At 70.7% G+C, this 13,962-nt stretch carries 19 protein-coding genes and 1 pseudogene; 8 read left to right on the forward strand and 12 right to left on the reverse strand.

The features are described 5' to 3' along the window. Window positions 1-18 precede the first annotated feature (18 nt). On the reverse strand, window positions 19-720 hold the full coding sequence (locus Scani_RS08685) for a DedA family protein (protein ID WP_159471574.1): 702 nt from the start codon (window positions 718-720) through the stop codon (window positions 19-21). A gap of 207 nt (window positions 721-927) precedes the next feature. Between Scani_RS08685 and Scani_RS08690 the strand changes: the two genes are divergently transcribed. Further along, on the forward strand, window positions 928-1,296 hold the full coding sequence (locus tag Scani_RS08690; protein ID WP_159471576.1) for a YbjQ family protein: 369 nt from the start codon (window positions 928-930) through the stop codon (window positions 1,294-1,296). Window positions 1,297-1,382: 86 nt separating this feature from the next. On the opposite strand, the gene Scani_RS08695 is transcribed toward Scani_RS08690, so the two are convergent. After that, window positions 1,383-2,141: a MerR family transcriptional regulator gene (locus Scani_RS08695; RefSeq protein ID WP_159471578.1), complete on the reverse strand. Its 759-nt coding sequence runs from the start codon at window positions 2,139-2,141 to the stop codon at window positions 1,383-1,385. 115 nt (window positions 2,142-2,256) lie between these two features. On the opposite strand from Scani_RS08695, the gene leuE reads away from it, so the two are divergent. The 3 genes from leuE to gad all read left to right on the forward strand — a co-directional run bounded on the left by leuE (window position 2,257) and on the right by gad (window position 5,175). Beyond that, complete coding sequence (leuE, locus tag Scani_RS08700; RefSeq protein ID WP_159471580.1) at window positions 2,257-2,922, forward strand: leucine efflux protein LeuE; 666 nt, start codon at window positions 2,257-2,259, stop codon at window positions 2,920-2,922. A 197-nt stretch (window positions 2,923-3,119) separates the two neighbouring features. Then, window positions 3,120-3,743 (forward strand): NAD(P)H:quinone oxidoreductase, encoded by a 624-nt coding sequence (gene wrbA, locus Scani_RS08705; RefSeq protein WP_159471582.1) that lies wholly within the window; start codon window positions 3,120-3,122, stop codon window positions 3,741-3,743. A gap of 16 nt (window positions 3,744-3,759) precedes the next feature. Continuing rightward, on the forward strand, window positions 3,760-5,175 hold the full coding sequence (gad, locus tag Scani_RS08710) for a glutamate decarboxylase (RefSeq protein WP_159471584.1): 1,416 nt from the start codon (window positions 3,760-3,762) through the stop codon (window positions 5,173-5,175). A 130-nt stretch (window positions 5,176-5,305) separates the two neighbouring features. Here gad and Scani_RS08715 read toward each other — a convergent pair whose 3' ends face one another. The 6 genes from Scani_RS08715 to Scani_RS08740 form a co-directional block, all read right to left on the reverse strand. Beyond that, on the reverse strand, window positions 5,306-6,097 hold the full coding sequence (locus Scani_RS08715; RefSeq protein WP_246295565.1) for an ABC transporter permease: 792 nt from the start codon (window positions 6,095-6,097) through the stop codon (window positions 5,306-5,308). Then, window positions 6,094-7,125 carry an ATP-binding cassette domain-containing protein gene (locus Scani_RS08720; protein WP_159471586.1) on the reverse strand — a complete coding sequence of 344 codons (1,032 nt, stop codon included), beginning with the start codon at window positions 7,123-7,125 and terminating at the stop codon, window positions 6,094-6,096. The genes Scani_RS08715 and Scani_RS08720 overlap by 4 nt, the downstream gene beginning before the upstream one ends. Before the next feature lie 76 nt (window positions 7,126-7,201). Continuing rightward, entirely contained in the window at window positions 7,202-7,921 is a 720-nt protein-coding gene (locus Scani_RS08725; protein ID WP_159471930.1) for a PadR family transcriptional regulator, read from the reverse strand. 82 nt (window positions 7,922-8,003) lie between these two features. Then, window positions 8,004-8,549, reverse strand: coding sequence for a DinB family protein (locus Scani_RS08730; protein WP_159471588.1), 546 nt, complete (start codon window positions 8,547-8,549; stop codon window positions 8,004-8,006). A gap of 134 nt (window positions 8,550-8,683) precedes the next feature. Further along, window positions 8,684-10,141: an aldehyde dehydrogenase family protein gene (locus Scani_RS08735; protein WP_159471590.1), complete on the reverse strand. Its 1,458-nt coding sequence runs from the start codon at window positions 10,139-10,141 to the stop codon at window positions 8,684-8,686. An 84-nt stretch (window positions 10,142-10,225) separates the two neighbouring features. Beyond that, complete coding sequence (locus Scani_RS08740) at window positions 10,226-11,089, reverse strand: Sco1979 family transcriptional regulator (protein WP_159471592.1); 864 nt, start codon at window positions 11,087-11,089, stop codon at window positions 10,226-10,228. Between the two features lie 313 nt (window positions 11,090-11,402). On the opposite strand from Scani_RS08740, the gene Scani_RS08745 reads away from it, so the two are divergent. After that, window positions 11,403-11,885 (forward strand): ATP-binding protein, encoded by a 483-nt coding sequence (locus Scani_RS08745; protein ID WP_159471594.1) that lies wholly within the window; start codon window positions 11,403-11,405, stop codon window positions 11,883-11,885. Window positions 11,886-12,000: 115 nt separating this feature from the next. Here Scani_RS08745 and Scani_RS08750 read toward each other — a convergent pair whose 3' ends face one another. The 3 genes from Scani_RS08750 to Scani_RS42085 all read right to left on the reverse strand — a co-directional run bounded on the left by Scani_RS08750 (window position 12,001) and on the right by Scani_RS42085 (window position 12,849). After that, the gene (locus tag Scani_RS08750) at window positions 12,001-12,240 is read right to left on the reverse strand and encodes a DUF397 domain-containing protein (protein WP_086718280.1); all 240 of its coding nucleotides are present in this window, start codon (window positions 12,238-12,240) and stop codon (window positions 12,001-12,003) included. 105 nt (window positions 12,241-12,345) lie between these two features. After that, window positions 12,346-12,483, reverse strand: coding sequence for a hypothetical protein (locus Scani_RS08755; protein WP_159471596.1), 138 nt, complete (start codon window positions 12,481-12,483; stop codon window positions 12,346-12,348). A 171-nt stretch (window positions 12,484-12,654) separates the two neighbouring features. After that, window positions 12,655-12,849: a bS18 family ribosomal protein gene (locus tag Scani_RS42085; RefSeq protein WP_371872319.1), complete on the reverse strand. Its 195-nt coding sequence runs from the start codon at window positions 12,847-12,849 to the stop codon at window positions 12,655-12,657. 11 nt (window positions 12,850-12,860) lie between these two features. Between Scani_RS42085 and Scani_RS08765 the strand changes: the two are divergent. From Scani_RS08765 to tatA, 3 genes and pseudogenes are all read left to right on the forward strand, one after another. Continuing rightward, window positions 12,861-12,932, forward strand: a pseudogene (locus Scani_RS08765) (50S ribosomal protein L28); the annotation flags it as partial. Beyond that, on the forward strand, window positions 12,932-13,159 hold the full coding sequence (locus Scani_RS08770) for an uS14 family ribosomal protein (RefSeq protein WP_159471598.1): 228 nt from the start codon (window positions 12,932-12,934) through the stop codon (window positions 13,157-13,159). The pseudogene Scani_RS08765 and the gene Scani_RS08770, both read left to right, overlap by 1 nt. Window positions 13,160-13,273: 114 nt before the next feature. Continuing rightward, entirely contained in the window at window positions 13,274-13,489 is a 216-nt protein-coding gene (tatA, locus tag Scani_RS08775; RefSeq protein WP_159471600.1) for a Sec-independent protein translocase subunit TatA, read from the forward strand. A gap of 18 nt (window positions 13,490-13,507) precedes the next feature. On the opposite strand, the gene Scani_RS08780 is transcribed toward tatA, so the two are convergent. Then, window positions 13,508-13,962 (reverse strand): nitrilase-related carbon-nitrogen hydrolase (locus Scani_RS08780; RefSeq protein ID WP_281391886.1); only part of this gene is annotated, 455 nt, incomplete at its 5' end.

Raw genomic sequence — 13,962 nt, forward strand, 5'->3', positions numbered from 1 at the left:
GGTGGCGCTCGGTAGGTGTCAGCGCTTGGCGTGGCGGCCGCGGCGGGTGTCGGGGGCGGGGCTGTGCGGGCGGTCCGCGGGCGGGGCGGGCTGCTCGTTCCTGGCCTTGCCGCGGGCGCGGAGGTACTCGATGGCGATCGGTACGACGGAGACCAGCACGATCGCGACCAGGATCAGCTCGATGTGCTGGTGGACGAACGGGATGTTCCCCAGGGAGGCGCCGAGCAGCGTGACGCCGGCGCCCCACAGGGCGCCGCCGATGAGGTTGAAGGTGATGAAGGAGCGGTAGTTCATCCGGCTCACACCGGCGATGATCGGCGTGAACGTGCGCACGATCGGCACGAAGCGGGCCAGGATCAGCGACTTGGGGCCGTGCTTCTCGAAGAAGGCGTGCGCCTTCTCGACGTTCTCCTGCTTGAAGAGGCGCGAGTCGGGGCGCTTGAACAGCGAGGGGCCGACCTTGCGGCCGAAGAGATAGCCCGCCTGGTCACCGAGGACGGCGGCCAGCACGACCAGGGTGCACACCAGCCACAGCGGCCGGTCCAGCCTGTTCGTCGTCACCAGCAGGCCGGTGGTGAACAGCAGCGAGTCGCCCGGCAGGAAGAAGCCGATCAGCAGGCCTGACTCCGCGAAGACGATGACCAGAACACCGACCAGGCCGAAGGTCGCGATCAAGTAGTCCGGGTCCAGCCACTGGGGGCCGAGCGCGAGAGTATTCACGGGGTGAAGGCTCCTGGGTCGAGGGCGCCGGATCGTGCGGTGCGACGAGCGAAGCGACGAGGGTGCAGGCGCGTGTGCGGCCCAAAACTATCAACGCCGGGTGGCGCCCCTTGGTTCCAGGCGGGCCCCGGGGCCCCACCCGAGCGCCCCCGACCGCTGGCCGCACCCGGGGGGCCGGGTGATGCTGGCCGGAAGGAGGTGCACGCCATGGGCATCGATGAGTACGGCGGCGGACAGCGCGCGCAGTCCGACGTGCTGGTGGTGACGACCAACGACGTCCCGGGGTTTCACGTGGAACGAGTGATCGGCGAGGTCTTCGGCCTGACGGTGCGCTCCCGGCACCTCGGCAGCCAGATCGGCGCGGGCCTGAAATCGATGATCGGCGGCGAGCTGCGGGGCCTGACCAAGACCCTGGTCGAGACCCGTAACCAGGCGATGGAACGGCTGGTGGAGCAGGCCCGCTCGCGCGGTGCGAATGCGGTGCTGATGTTCCGCTTCGATGTCACGGAGGCCGCGGACGTGGGCACCGAGGTGTGCGCCTACGGGACGGCCGTGGTGCTCTCCCCGCGGGGCTGAGCCCCGGGCGGGCCGTGCCGGGCATGGCGCGGCCCGGAGGCGAGCATGCCGTACGGGCCGGGGCGCGCTCCCCCGGCCCGTACGGATCACAGATGGCGGACGGCGTTGGCCAGTATCGCGTCGCGCAGGTAGCCGGCGAGGCCGGGCCTGATGGCCTCGTAGGTGGCGGTGAACCGCTCGTCCGTGACATACATCTCGCCGAGTCCGCTGTGCCCCTCGTGCGTGCAGTCGTAGTAGGCCTCGCTGATGAACCGCCGGTGCTCCTCCGCGACCTCCATCGCCGCCTCGGAGTCCGCCGGCACGCCCCGCGCGAGCAGGTCCGCCATCCTGCGGTGCAGGGCGTCGAACCGCGCGGTCAGCCGCTGCCAGTCGTCCTTGGTGTACGCGGCCGTCCTGCGCCGCGACTCCTCGTAGGCGTCCGTGCCGCCCCAGCGCTCCTCGGCCTCCGCGGCGTGCGCGTCGGGGTCGAAGTCCCCGAAGACCTCGAACTTCTCCTCGGGTGTGAGCCGTACCTTCATCCTGCGTGCCTCCATCGCGTGTTCGACGGCGGCGGCCATCTCCTGGAGTCTGCCGATCCGTCCGGTCAGCAGGTCGTGCTGGCGCCGCAGATGCTCCTGCGGGTCGGTGTGCGGGTCGTCCAGGAGGGCCGCGACCTCGTCGAGCGGGAAGCCGAGCTCCCGGTAGAACAGGATCTGCTGCAGCCGGTCCAGGTCGTCCTCGCCGTAGCGCCGGTGGCCTGCGTGGCTGCGTTCGCCGGGCGGCAGCAGCCCGATCTCGTCGTAGTGGTGCAAGGTGCGCACCGTGACCCCGGCGAAGGCGGCGACCTGCCCTACCGAATAGCTCACTTCCGCTCCCTTCTCGGTACGCACTCCACGATGTGACCTCACCTCGCGTGAGGTGCAAGTCCGCATCGTGAAAAGCCGGTGAGGCGGCGAACAGGAGGGTGAGATCCTGCCGCACATGCTGGGGATAACGGATCTGTCCACGTATCTGGTGGGGCTCGCACTGATCATTCTGCTGCCGGGCCCGAATTCGCTGTACGTCGTCTCGGTGGCGGCCCGGCGCGGCCCGCGGGTGGCCTACCGGGCGGCGGCCGGGGTGCTGTGCGGCGACACGGTGCTGATGACGCTGTCGGCCGGCGGGGTGGCCTCGCTGCTGCAGACCAGCCCGGTGCTGTTCACCGTCGTGAAGTTCGCCGGTGCGGGCTATCTGACGTGGCTGGCGGTGGGAATGCTGCGCGGCGCCTGGGCCCTGTGGCGCGGCCGGGAGGCGCGGCGGGCCGAGCGGCGGGGCGCGGCCCCCGGGGCGCCCAAGGAGACCGTCGAGCGGCCGTACCGCAGAGCGCTGGTGGTCAGCCTGCTCAACCCGAAGGCGATCCTGTTCTTCATCTCCTTCTTCGTGCAGTTCGTCGATCCGTCCTATGCCCATCCGGTGCTGTCGTTCCTGACGCTGGGCGCCTGGGCGCAGCTGTTCAGCCTCACGTACCTGTCGGTCCTGATCTTCAGCGGGACGTTTCTGGCGGCCACCTTCCGCCGCCGCAAGCGGCTGACGGCCGGGCTGTCCGCGGGCGCGGGCGCCGCGTTCCTCGGCTTCGCCGCGAAGCTGTCGCTGGCGAGCGCGAGCTGAGCCGGGCCGCGCGGGCGGGCGGTCAGGGCGGGCCGGGCGGCCGGGCCGGCCGACGGCGCGGCGGCGCGGCACACAGGCGGATACGGGCGGGTGGCGGTCCCTCGGGGCGGCCGCCCGCCCGTTGCGCTTCCACTGGGTGAATCCTGGAGGCCACCTACCCCTTATGCCCTTATTGTCGGGTTCCAGGAGGTTCGCCGATGCCCGTGCACGATGTGAAGGTCGCCGTCATCTACTACTCGTCGACGGGCACCATCGCCGAGCTCGCCCGGCGGATCGCGGACGCCGCCGAGCACGCCGGGGCCGAGGTGCGCCTGCGCCGGACCGCGGAACTCGCCCCGCAGACCGCGATCGACGCCCATCCGGCCTGGGCCGCGAACGCCGCGGCCACCGCCGACATCATGGAGGCCACCCACGAGGACATGCTCTGGGCGGACGCGGTGATCTTCGGAACCCCCACCCGCTTCGGGAACGTGTCCTCGCAGCTCAAGCAGTACCTCGACACCCTGGGCGGCCTCTGGCAGCAGGGCAGACTGGCCGACAAGATCTACAGCGGCTTCACCGCGAGCGCCACCCGGCACGGCGGCCAGGAGTCCACCCTGCTCGCGCTCTACCAGACCGTCCACCATTTCGGCGGCATCCTCGTGACACCGGGCTACACCGACCCGGCGAAGTTCACCGACGGCAATCCCTACGGCACTTCCCACGTCGGCGGCCCGGACACCCCGCCCGACGACGATGCGCGCACCGCCGCCCGCATCCAGGCGGAGCGCGTAGTGAAGTTCACCAAGGCCGTCAAACACGGCCTTTCCTTGGCCAGTTGACGGGTAGGGACGAGAGATGACTCTGCACAAAGGCGCATCGGCATCCGACCGCAAGCACATCGGACACCCGGTCAACCCGTTCTACGGGGAGGCCGACCCGGTCGCCGGTATGGAGTCCGCGCCACCGCGGCACACCCTGCCCGACGGCCCGGTCTCCCCGCGCACCGCCTATCAGTTCGTGCACGACGAGCTGATGCTGGACGGCAACTCCCGGCTGAATCTGGCGACGTTCGTCACCACCTGGATGGAGCCGCAGGCCGGGGTGCTGATGGCGGAGTGCCGGGACAAGAACATGATCGACAAGGACGAGTACCCGCGCACCGCCGAACTGGAGAAGCGGTGTGTGGCGATGCTCGCCGACCTGTGGCACGCCCCCGTCCCGTCCGAGGCCGTCGGCTGCTCCACCACCGGGTCGAGCGAGGCCTGCATGCTCGCCGGCATGGCGCTCAAGCGGCGCTGGATGCAGCGCAACAAGGACAGGTATCCGGGCCGGGCCCGGCCCAACCTCGTCATGGGCGCCAACGTGCAGGTCTGCTGGGAGAAGTTCTGCAACTTCTGGGAGGTCGAGGCGCGCATGGTCCCGATGGAGGGCGACCGCTTCCATCTGGACGCGGCCTCCGCCGCCGGGCTCTGCGACGAGAACACCATCGGTGTGGTGGCGATCCTCGGCTCGACCTTCGACGGGTCGTACGAGCCGGTGGCCGAGATCTGCGCGGCGCTCGACACGGTCCACAAGGAGAAGGGCTGGGACATCCCGGTCCATGTGGACGGCGCGTCCGGCGCCATGATCGCGCCGTTCCTCGACCCGGACGTGGTCTGGGACTTCCGGCTGCCGCGGGTCGCCTCCATCAACACCTCGGGGCACAAATACGGCCTGGTCTACCCGGGCGTCGGCTGGGCGCTGTGGCGCGATGCGGAGGCGCTCCCCGAGGAGCTGGTCTTCCGCGTCAACTACCTGGGCGGCGACATGCCGACCTTCGCGCTCAACTTCTCCCGGCCCGGCGCCCAGGTCGCCGCGCAGTACTACACCTTCCTCCGGCTCGGCCGGTCCGGCTTCCGCGCCGTACAGCAGGCGACCCGCGACGTGGCCCGCTCGCTGGCCGAACGGATCGGCGCGCTGGGCGACTTCAGACTGCTGACCCAGGGCGACCAGCTGCCGGTCTTCGCCTTCACCACCACGGACGACGTCACCGCCTTCGACGTCTTCGACGTCTCCCGGCGGATGAAGGAGCGCGGCTGGCTGATTCCCGCCTACACCTTCCCTCCGAAGCGCGAGGACCTCTCCGTCCTGCGGGTGGTCTGCCGCAACGGCTTCTCGATGGACCTCGCCGATCTCTTCATCGCGGACCTGGAGGCGCTGCTGCCCGAACTCCGGCAACAGTCCGAGCCGCTGCAGCGCCCGGCGGAGGTCGCGACGGCGTTCCACCACTAGGGGCCCCCTTCAGCCCCTGCGCGACCCCCTCCGTCGCGAGCCTCCTCCGCCGTCGTCCAGCTCCGCCGGACGCGCCGGGGGCGGGCCCACCCGACAGCCCGGGCACGCCCCGCCCACCGCCGCGCCGGAGCTAGTGCCCCAGCCGCCGGTACCGCCGTACCGCCAGCGGGAAGAACACCGCGAGCAGCACCAGCGGCCACACCACGGCCAGCAGCAGGCCGTGCCCGGCCGCCCAGCTGTCCCCGGTCCAACGGGGGTTGGCGAACAGCTCACGTACCGCACCCGCCGTCGCCGACAGCGGGTTCCACTCCGCGACCGCGCCCAGCCAGCCGGGCATCGACGCGGCGGAGACGAAGGCGTTGGAGAGGAAGCCGACCGGCCAGACCAGGATCTGCACGGCCTGCACCAGCTCCGGCCGGCCCGCCACCAGCCCCACATGGATACCGATCCACAGCATGGCGAACCGCAGCAGGAGCAGCAGGCCCACCGCGGACAGCGCACCGGCCGGCCCGCCGTGCCAGCGCCACCCCATCGCCAGGCCCGCTCCGACCATCACCAGCAGGCTCAGCGCGGACTGCACCATGTCCAGGATGCTGCGGCCGACCAGGACCGCGGACGGCGTCATCGGCATCGACCGGAAGCGGTCGAGCACCCCCCTGCCGAGGTCCTGTGTCACCGCGGTCATCGTCGTTTCGAGGCCGAACGCCATGGTGAGCGCGAACATCCCCGGGACCAGGTACTCCGTGTAGTCGCCACCGCCCGGCACGGCCATCCCGCCGCCCAGGAAGCAGCCGAACATCAGCAGCATCATCACCGGGAAGACCAGGCCGACGACGACCTGCACCGGCTGCCGCGCCCAGTGCGCGAACCCGCGCCGGGTCATCGTCCAGGAATCGGTGACCGCCCACATCGCGCCACTCATACCGCCGCGCCCTCCTCGTCCCCGCGCACCGTCGCGGCCGCCGGCACTCCGGGGCCGCCCCTCTCCTTCGCGCCGTCCCCCGTCAGCTGCAGGAACACCTCGTCCAGCGTCGGGCGCCGCACCGCGAGGTCCACCGCCTCGACGCCCGCCGCGCCCAGCACCCGTACGGTCTCCGTCAGCGCCACCATCCGGTCGGCGACCGGCACGCTCAGCCGCCGTGCGTCCGCGTCCACCCCGACCGCACCGCCGCCCGCCACCCGCGCCAGCGCCTCCGCCAACAGCGCGGCCGCCCGGTCCAGTTGACGGGCCTCGCGCAGGACGACATCGATCCGGTCGCCCCCGGTGGCGGACTTCAGCTCGTCGGGGGTACCGGCCGCGGCCACCCTGCCGCCGTCGACCACCGAGATCCGGTCCGCGAGCTGGTCGGCCTCCTCCAGGTACTGCGTGGTCAGCAGCACCGTCGTCCCACCGTCGACCAGCGAACGCACCGCCTGCCACACCTCGGTACGCCCGCGGGGGTCGAGCCCGGTCGTCGGCTCGTCCAGGAAGAGGATCCGCGGCGCCAGCACCAGACCGGCCGCCAGATCCAGCCGGCGCCGCATCCCGCCGCTGTAGTGGCGTACCGCCTTGCGGCCGGCATCGGCGAGTCCGAACCGCTCCAGCAGTTCGTCCGCACGCTCGCCCGCCCGGCGCGCCCCGAGGTGGAACAGCCGCCCGAACATCTCCAGGTTCTGCCGCCCGCCGAGCTCTTCGTCGACCGCGGCGTGCTGCCCGAGCAGCCCGATCCGCCGCCGCACCTCGTCCGGCTGCCGCAGCACGTCGAAGCCGGCCACCTCGGCCCGGCCGGCGTCGGGCCGCAGCAGGGTGGACAGGATGCGCACGAGGGTGGTCTTGCCGGCGCCGTTGGGGCCAAGGACCCCGTGCACGGTGCCGGGCGGGACGGTCAGATCCAGCCCGTCCAGGGCCGCTGTGGTGCCGTAGTGCTTGTGCAGTCCTTCGACGACGATCGCCTGATCGCGGTCAGCCACGACATCTCCCTCCCATAGTCAAGTTTGACTACTTACTCAGGAAGATAACTCCGCCGTGCGCATTGGTCAAACTTGATTAATGAGTTTCCGCGGCGGTGACGCCGTGGTCCGTACCGCCGTCGCCCGCACCGTCGCCGGCCGCCCCCGGACGGTCCGCACGCGAGCGGTCCGGGCGCGCGTCCTTGCTCGCGTACGGGTTCTCCTGCCCGTCGGCCAGCACCCCGACGAACGGCTCGCCTTCACCGGCGAAGACGTACGCCCCGCCCTCGATCCGCTCGATCAGCCCGTGCGTCCACGCGGCACCGCTGTCCGCCGCGTGCACCCACATGTTCATGATCTCGCCGATGTGGCCGAGCCGGCCGGGCCCTTCCTCGGGCGTGTAGTAGTCGGTGACCGTGCTCCGCCACTCCTCGAGCGCCCGCACCCGCTCCTTGAGCAGCGCCACCGCCTCGGCCCGCGGCAGATCCACGACGAAGCCGATGCCCGCGCTGAGCATGTCGAGCTTCTGGTCGTGCTGGGAGAGCGCCGTGCGCAGCAGCGCGAAGTACTCGGCCTCGCCCGCCGCGGTCAGCTCGTACTCGGTACGCGGCGGACCGCCGGCGGTGCTGGGCGCGATGTCATGGTCGAGCAGCAGCCCTTGCTTCGCCATCTGCTTGAGCGCGTGGTAGATCGAGCCGGGCTTGGCGTTGGACCACTCATGGGCGCCCCAGTACTCCAGGTCGTTGCGCACCTGATAGCCGTGCGCCCGGCCGTGCTGCCGCACGGCGCCCAGTACCAACAGCCGGATCGCCGACATCGTCACCTCTCTGCTCACGCGCCCCTGTCGTCAGCCTAGGCCCTGACGACAGGGGCCAGGGCGCCCCCGGAGGAGCCCGCGCTCACCCCTGCAGCACCCTGCTCTCCTCGTCCACCAGCGCAAAAGCCGTCTTGCCGTCCAGGGACTCACGGAGGATGTCGGCGTGACCGGCGTGCCGGGCCGTCTCCTCGATCAGGTGCAGCACCAGCCAGCGCATCGACTGCCGGGCCTCCGGCGGGAACCACGGCGCCGCGGGCAGCGGGAAGGTGTCGTTCAGGCTCACGGAGCGGATGAACTCCTCCGTACGCCGCGCGACCCCGTCCCAGAACTCCAGCACGTCCGCCACCCGCCCGCCGTCCGCGAGCTGGAAGCTCAGGTGCCAGTTCTCGGCGTTCCGCTCGATGGAGTGCGGCCGCTCCTGCGCGGTCTCGAGCCAGGTCTGCTCGGTCTCCGCGACATGCTTGACCAGCCCGGCCAGCGACAGCTCACTGGCGGTCGGGCGCAGGGCCGCCTGGGCCTCGGTCAGCCCCAGGACCGCCCGCCGCAGCCCGCCCCGCTGGGCCTCCAGGAAGGCCAGCAGCGCGCCGGCCTCGTCGCCGTGGTCCTCGGCCAGAACGTGAGTGGGCATGGGATCCGCCTTTCCTGACATCCTTCGACGGCCGGCAGTTCGCCGTCCGCCTTTCGACATCACTCAAGGTAGGAGCCCTTGCGGTCAGCTTCTGTCCGCAACTCGCCATCGGGCGCCGCGGATCCGCGCGAACCTCAGAACGGGAACTGCGACCGCCCGTGCTGAATGGAGATCCACTTGGTGGTGGTGAAGGCCTCCACCATCGCGTCGCCGTTCAGCCGCCCCACCCCGGAGCTCTTGGCGCCGCCGAACGGCACGATCGGCTCGTCGTGCACCGTGGCGTCGTTGACGTGGAACATCCCCGTCTCGATGCGCTTGGCGAACCGCACACCGCGCTCGATGTCGGCGGTGTGCACGGCACCGCTCAGCCCGTACGGCGTCGCGTTGGTGAGCCGCACCGCCTCGTCGTCCCCGTCGAACGGGACCAGCACCACGACGGGCCCGAAGATCTCCTGCTGCAGCAGCGGGGAGTCCTCCGGCAGCCCGCTCAGCACGCTCGGCGCCACCAGGGTGCCGCGGGTCTCGCCGTGCAGGAGCGCCGAGGCGCCGTCGGCGACCGCACGGTCCACCAGCGAGGCGATCGCCTCGGCCTGCCCCTCGTTGATCAGCGGGCCGATATGGGTCTGCGGATCGGTGGGGTCGCCCACCTTCAGGGCCGCGACCCGGGCGACGAACTTCTCGGTGAACTCCCGCTCCACGGCGCGGTCCACGAGCACGCGGTTGGCGGCCATGCAGACCTGGCCCTGGTGGACGAAGCGGCTGAAGACGGCGGCGTCCACCGCGTAGTCGATATCGGCGTCGGCGAGGACGACCAGTGCGCTGTTGCCCCCCAGCTCCAGCACCGAGTGCTTGAAGTGGGACGCGGCGACCGTCGCGACATGCCGGCCGACCTTCTCGGAGCCGGTGAAGGAGATCGTCTTGGGCACCGGGTGCTCGATGAGCGCATCACCGATCTCGGCGATGTCGGTGACGACGACGTTGAGCACGCCCGCCGGCAGCCCCGCCTCCTCGAAGATCCTGGCGACCAGGCCGCCGCCGCACACCGGGGTGTTCTGGTGCGGCTTGAGGACGACGGCGTTGCCGAGCGCGAGGGCCGGCGCGACGGACTTGAGCGACAGCAGGAAGGGGAAGTTGAAGGGGCTGATGACGCCGACGACACCGACCGGCAGCCGGTAGAGACGGTTCTCCTTGCCGTCGATGGGCGAGGGCAGAATGCGGCCCTCGGCGCGCAGCGCGAGCTGGATCGCCTCGCGCAGGAACTCCCTGGCCAGATGCAGCTCGAAGCCCACCTTGACGAGCGTGCCGCCGACCTCCGCGGCGATCGTCTCGGCCAGCTCCGCCTCACGGTCGTCGATGATCCGCAGCGCGCGCTCGAAGACGAGCCGCCGGGTGTACGGATTGGTGGCGCCCCACTCCCGTTGTGCGCGCTCGGCGGCACGGTAGGCCTGGTCGATCTCCTCGACCGTGGCGACGGGTATGGAGGTCAGCTTCTCCCCGTTATAAGGATTGAAGTCGACGATGTCCCATGAGCCGCTGCCGGACCGCCACTCGCCGTCGATGAACTGATACGCCAACTCGTCGAAGTAGGACATGCCATCCCGATCTGGAGAACAGGGCGCTCAGGGCGCCGCATTGGGGGGTGCTGACTCCTGATGGTGCGCCATCCTACCGATGCGTCACATCAGTTGGAGTAGACCACGCAACAGGTCCCTGGTCTCGGCCGGATTCGGCCCCTCCTCCTGGAGGCGGTCCATCACCCGCGCGTACTGCGCCACCTCTTCGGGCTTGTCCACATAGAGCGCGCTCGTCAGCTGCTCCAGGTAGACGACGTCCGGCAGCCCCGACTCCTGGAAGCCGAGCATCGTGAAGGCTCCGCTCTCGCCCGCGTGCCCTCCCAGACTGAAGGGCATCACCTGGAGCCGTACGTTCGGTCTCTCGGACACGTCGATCAGATGCTTCAACTGCTCGCGCATGACGGACCGTTCGCCGTAGGGGCGACGCAGCGCGGCCTCGTCCAGCACACAGTGGAACTGCGCGGACCGCTCGGTCACCAGCAGCTTCTGGCGCTCCATCCGCAGCGCCACGCGACGCTCGATCTCGGCGGGCCCGGCATCCGGCATGCCCCGCCTGACGACGGCCTGGGCATAGCTCTCGGTCTGCAACAGCCCGTGCACGAACTGGACTTCGTAGACGCGGAGGAGGGATGTGGCGCCTTCCAGGCCCACATACGTCTGGAACCAGCCGGGCAGCACATCGGTGTAGCTGTGCCACCAGCCGGCGACGTTCGCCTCGCGCGCCAGGGACAGCAGTGCCTCACGCTCCTGGGCGTCACCGACGCCGTACAGCGTGAGCAGGTCCTCCACATCCCGTGCCTTGAAGCTCACGCGGCCCAACTCCATGCGGCTGATCTTGGATTCGGACGCACGGATCGAGTAGCCGGCCGCCTCACGGGTTATCCCGCGCGATTCACGCAGCCGACGGAGCTGCGACCCGAGCAGGATCCGCCGCACCACCGACCCGCTCGACTCACTTGCGGACACCTCTCAGACCCTCCTGTGACCCCACCCCGTCCAACAGTGGGCCGCAGTCTGCCACGTTCGGGCTTCGTTGAGTGCTCATCCGGTTACTGATGTGTGAGGCTCCCGCAAGCCCTCCACATGAAGTGGCAGGAAGAATTCGGAAGGAATCGGTCCGGGGTGGCGCAATCACGGCACGTGCACGTGCATCTGCCCTTGCATCTGTCCCGCGCATTGGGAACCATAGGCGTCGCACGCATGCACGCTCGTGAAAGATCCGCCAGATCCGGCTGACCGGCCAGGGTCATGACGTCCGCGAACGCCAGGAGTGCCTCGCATGGGGACCAAGGTTTTGACCATGCTCGAGCCGTTATGGCAGGGCTTCCCTCCCGTCGACCCCTTGGCCGCCTCCGGCTCCGCATCCCGCACGCTCCCGGCACGCTACGAATCGGTGCGCTGCGCACGTGCGTTCACACGCGAGACCCTGCAGGGCTGGGATCTTGACGATCTCTTCGACTCGGTCGCCCTCGTGGTCTCCGAGCTCGTCACCAACGCCCTGCGGCACGCGATCCTGGCCGCTCCGGAGCACCACGACGCCACCCCGCCCGCCCGGCTGCATCTGATGCGCTGGTCCTCCCGGCTGATCTGCGCCGTACGGGACCCGAGCGACGACTCACCGGTCGCCGGCGAGGCGGATTCGGCCGCGGAGTCGGGGCGGGGGCTGTACCTCGTGGACTCCTTCAGCGACAGCTGGGGCTGGCATCCGCTGGCCGGTGCCGCCCACGGCAAGATCGTGTGGGCGCTCTTCCGGCTGCCGTAGCCGCTCCCTCACACCGGGCGCACCGTCATGTACGGGCGCCCGGTTGCCGTGTGCGCGGACCGCGCCGGCCCTGCGGCCCGTGTACCGCTACGGCCGCCCGGACACCCTCGGGCGCTCAGTCCCGTACGAGATGGTCGAACTCCCCGTCCTTGATGCCGAGCAGCATCGCCCGGACCTCGGCCGGGGTGTAGACGAGCGCGGGACCGTCCGGGAAGCGGGAGTTGCGTACCGCGATGTCACCCCCGGGCAGCTTGGCGAACTCCACGCAGGAGCCCTGGGAGTTGCTGTGCCTGCTCTTCTGCCATGCCACATCGCGGAGATCCGTGGCGGCCATGCCGTTGTATGCGTGGAGCACAGGGGTCTCCCGGTGATAAATGGTGTCAACTGCCCGGGAGCATAGCTGCGTTCTCATGCGGATGCATGCGCAGATGCACGTGCACGACAGCCGGTGCAGAGCCGGTCACAGCTCGTCGAGCGCCCCGGCCAGATCCTCCCCCGACACCGGCCGCCGGCCATCGCCCCTGATGAGGCGCGCCCCGTAGCTGGTACGGACCACCCGGCCCGAAGCCCTCACCACCGAGGGAGAGACGTGCGCCACGTGCTGCGGGTTCCAGGGGCACGGGCGGACACCCGGCCGGACGGGCGCGCGCACCGGACCGCGTTCGGCCCGTCACAGCCGGGAGGCACCCGCGCCTCACGCGCAGGGGGCCTCCCGCCGCCACCGGAGGGCACGCGTCACCGGACGGCACCCGTCACCAGGAGGCGGCCGTCACCGTGACGCATACGGGAGCAGCGCCATCTCCCGTGCGTTCTTGATCGCCCGGGACAGCTGCCGCTGCTGATGCGCACGGACTCGGGTGACCCGGCGACGGGGGCACCTCCCGGCCGAAGGCTGGGGGTTACGACTGTTCTTGCGGGTCACGTACGTGACAGGGGCCCCCTTGCTCCGGTCCACCGCCGGCACCGTTCCCCAAGATCAAGACCGTGGACACGATCGGCATCGAGGCGGCCGTCGCCCGGATCCGCGCACGAGGGGAGAAGGTCTGATGGCCAAGCAGAGCAAGATCACCAAGAACGGGAGGCGCCGCGCGACCGCCGCCCGCGGCGAGCTCTCCTGCGGGCCGCGGGACGCCAGTACCACCCGGGTGCGCAACCGCGACAGCGTCGACGGGCACCCGCGCGGCTACCTCCGCGCCTTCGGACTGTCCCGGGGACGGCTGCGCGAGCAGGCGCACGCGGGCCACCAGCCGGGGGTCCGCAAGGCGAGCTGGTAGCCGTGCCGCCGGCCGTCCGGCCCCGGGGGGCGACCCCTGGACCGGACGGCCGGAACGTTCGGGTAATACTGGACAGAACGTCCGCTGACCCTCCCGACGAAAGCGAGCGCGCCCATGCTCCGCAACGCCTTCGAGCCCTGGCATCTGATCCTGATCATCGCGGTACTCGTGCTGCTCTTCGGTTCGAAGAAGCTGCCCGACATGGCGCGCGGCCTGGGCCGCTCGATGCGCATCCTCAAGTCCGAGGCCAAGGCCCTCAAGGGCGACGAGCCGGCCGAGGCGCCCCGCCCGGAGTCCGCCCCCCGTCCGGAGACCGCCGCCCGCCACTGAGGCCGGCCCGCCGGCCCCTCAGTGGTCGCCGCCCTCGTCGATCAGCCGCCGCACCTCGCGGTCGATCAGCCCCAGCCGGGCCTCGGCGACCAGCGGCACCGCACGGCGCTGCCGCCGCGCCTCGGCGAGATCGATCTCGACGGTGATCACCGAGGGCTCCCATTTCGGTGCCTGCGCCACCACCGCGCCGCGCGGGTCCACCACCCGCGAGCCGCCCCAGAACGCCGCGCCGTGCTCATTGCCCACGCGATTGACGAAGACCACCCAGCACTGCAGCATCCTTCGCCGTATAGGACAGCAGGGTGTCCCAGTAGAGCCGGTGTCCATCGCCTCCGGATCCAGGCTCGCCGCGCTGTTCGTCGGGATGAACAGCACCTCGGCGCCGTCCTGCACCGCCAGCCACGGCAGCGTCGGCTGCCAGGCGTCATTGCAGATCAGCGTCGCGCCCCGGCCGCCGCTCCTGGCCCGCTTCA

Origin of the sequence: Streptomyces caniferus (assembly GCF_009811555.1) — a bacterium.
GTDB lineage: Bacteria > Actinomycetota > Actinomycetes > Streptomycetales > Streptomycetaceae > Streptomyces > Streptomyces caniferus.

What these genes read in the sequence shown, in the direction of transcription:
- leuE (WP_159471580.1), top strand. Translation starts at nt 2,257, where the DNA reads ATGCTGGGGATAACGGATCTGTCCACGTATCTGGTGGGGCTCGCACTG.
- Scani_RS08770 (WP_159471598.1), top strand. Translation starts at nt 12,932, where the DNA reads ATGGCCAAGCAGAGCAAGATCACCAAGAACGGGAGGCGCCGCGCGACC.
- Scani_RS08735 (WP_159471590.1), bottom strand. Translation starts at nt 10,141, where the DNA reads ATGTCCTACTTCGACGAGTTGGCGTATCAGTTCATCGACGGCGAGTGG.
- Scani_RS08725 (WP_159471930.1), bottom strand. Translation starts at nt 7,921, where the DNA reads ATGTCGGCGATCCGGCTGTTGGTACTGGGCGCCGTGCGGCAGCACGGC.
- Scani_RS08715 (WP_246295565.1), bottom strand. Translation starts at nt 6,097, where the DNA reads ATGAGTGGCGCGATGTGGGCGGTCACCGATTCCTGGACGATGACCCGG.
- tatA (WP_159471600.1), top strand. Translation starts at nt 13,274, where the DNA reads ATGCTCCGCAACGCCTTCGAGCCCTGGCATCTGATCCTGATCATCGCG.
- wrbA (WP_159471582.1), top strand. Translation starts at nt 3,120, where the DNA reads ATGCCCGTGCACGATGTGAAGGTCGCCGTCATCTACTACTCGTCGACG.
- Scani_RS08690 (WP_159471576.1), top strand. Translation starts at nt 928, where the DNA reads ATGGGCATCGATGAGTACGGCGGCGGACAGCGCGCGCAGTCCGACGTG.
- Scani_RS08730 (WP_159471588.1), bottom strand. Translation starts at nt 8,549, where the DNA reads ATGCCCACTCACGTTCTGGCCGAGGACCACGGCGACGAGGCCGGCGCG.
- gad (WP_159471584.1), top strand. Translation starts at nt 3,760, where the DNA reads ATGACTCTGCACAAAGGCGCATCGGCATCCGACCGCAAGCACATCGGA.
- Scani_RS08745 (WP_159471594.1), top strand. Translation starts at nt 11,403, where the DNA reads ATGGGGACCAAGGTTTTGACCATGCTCGAGCCGTTATGGCAGGGCTTC.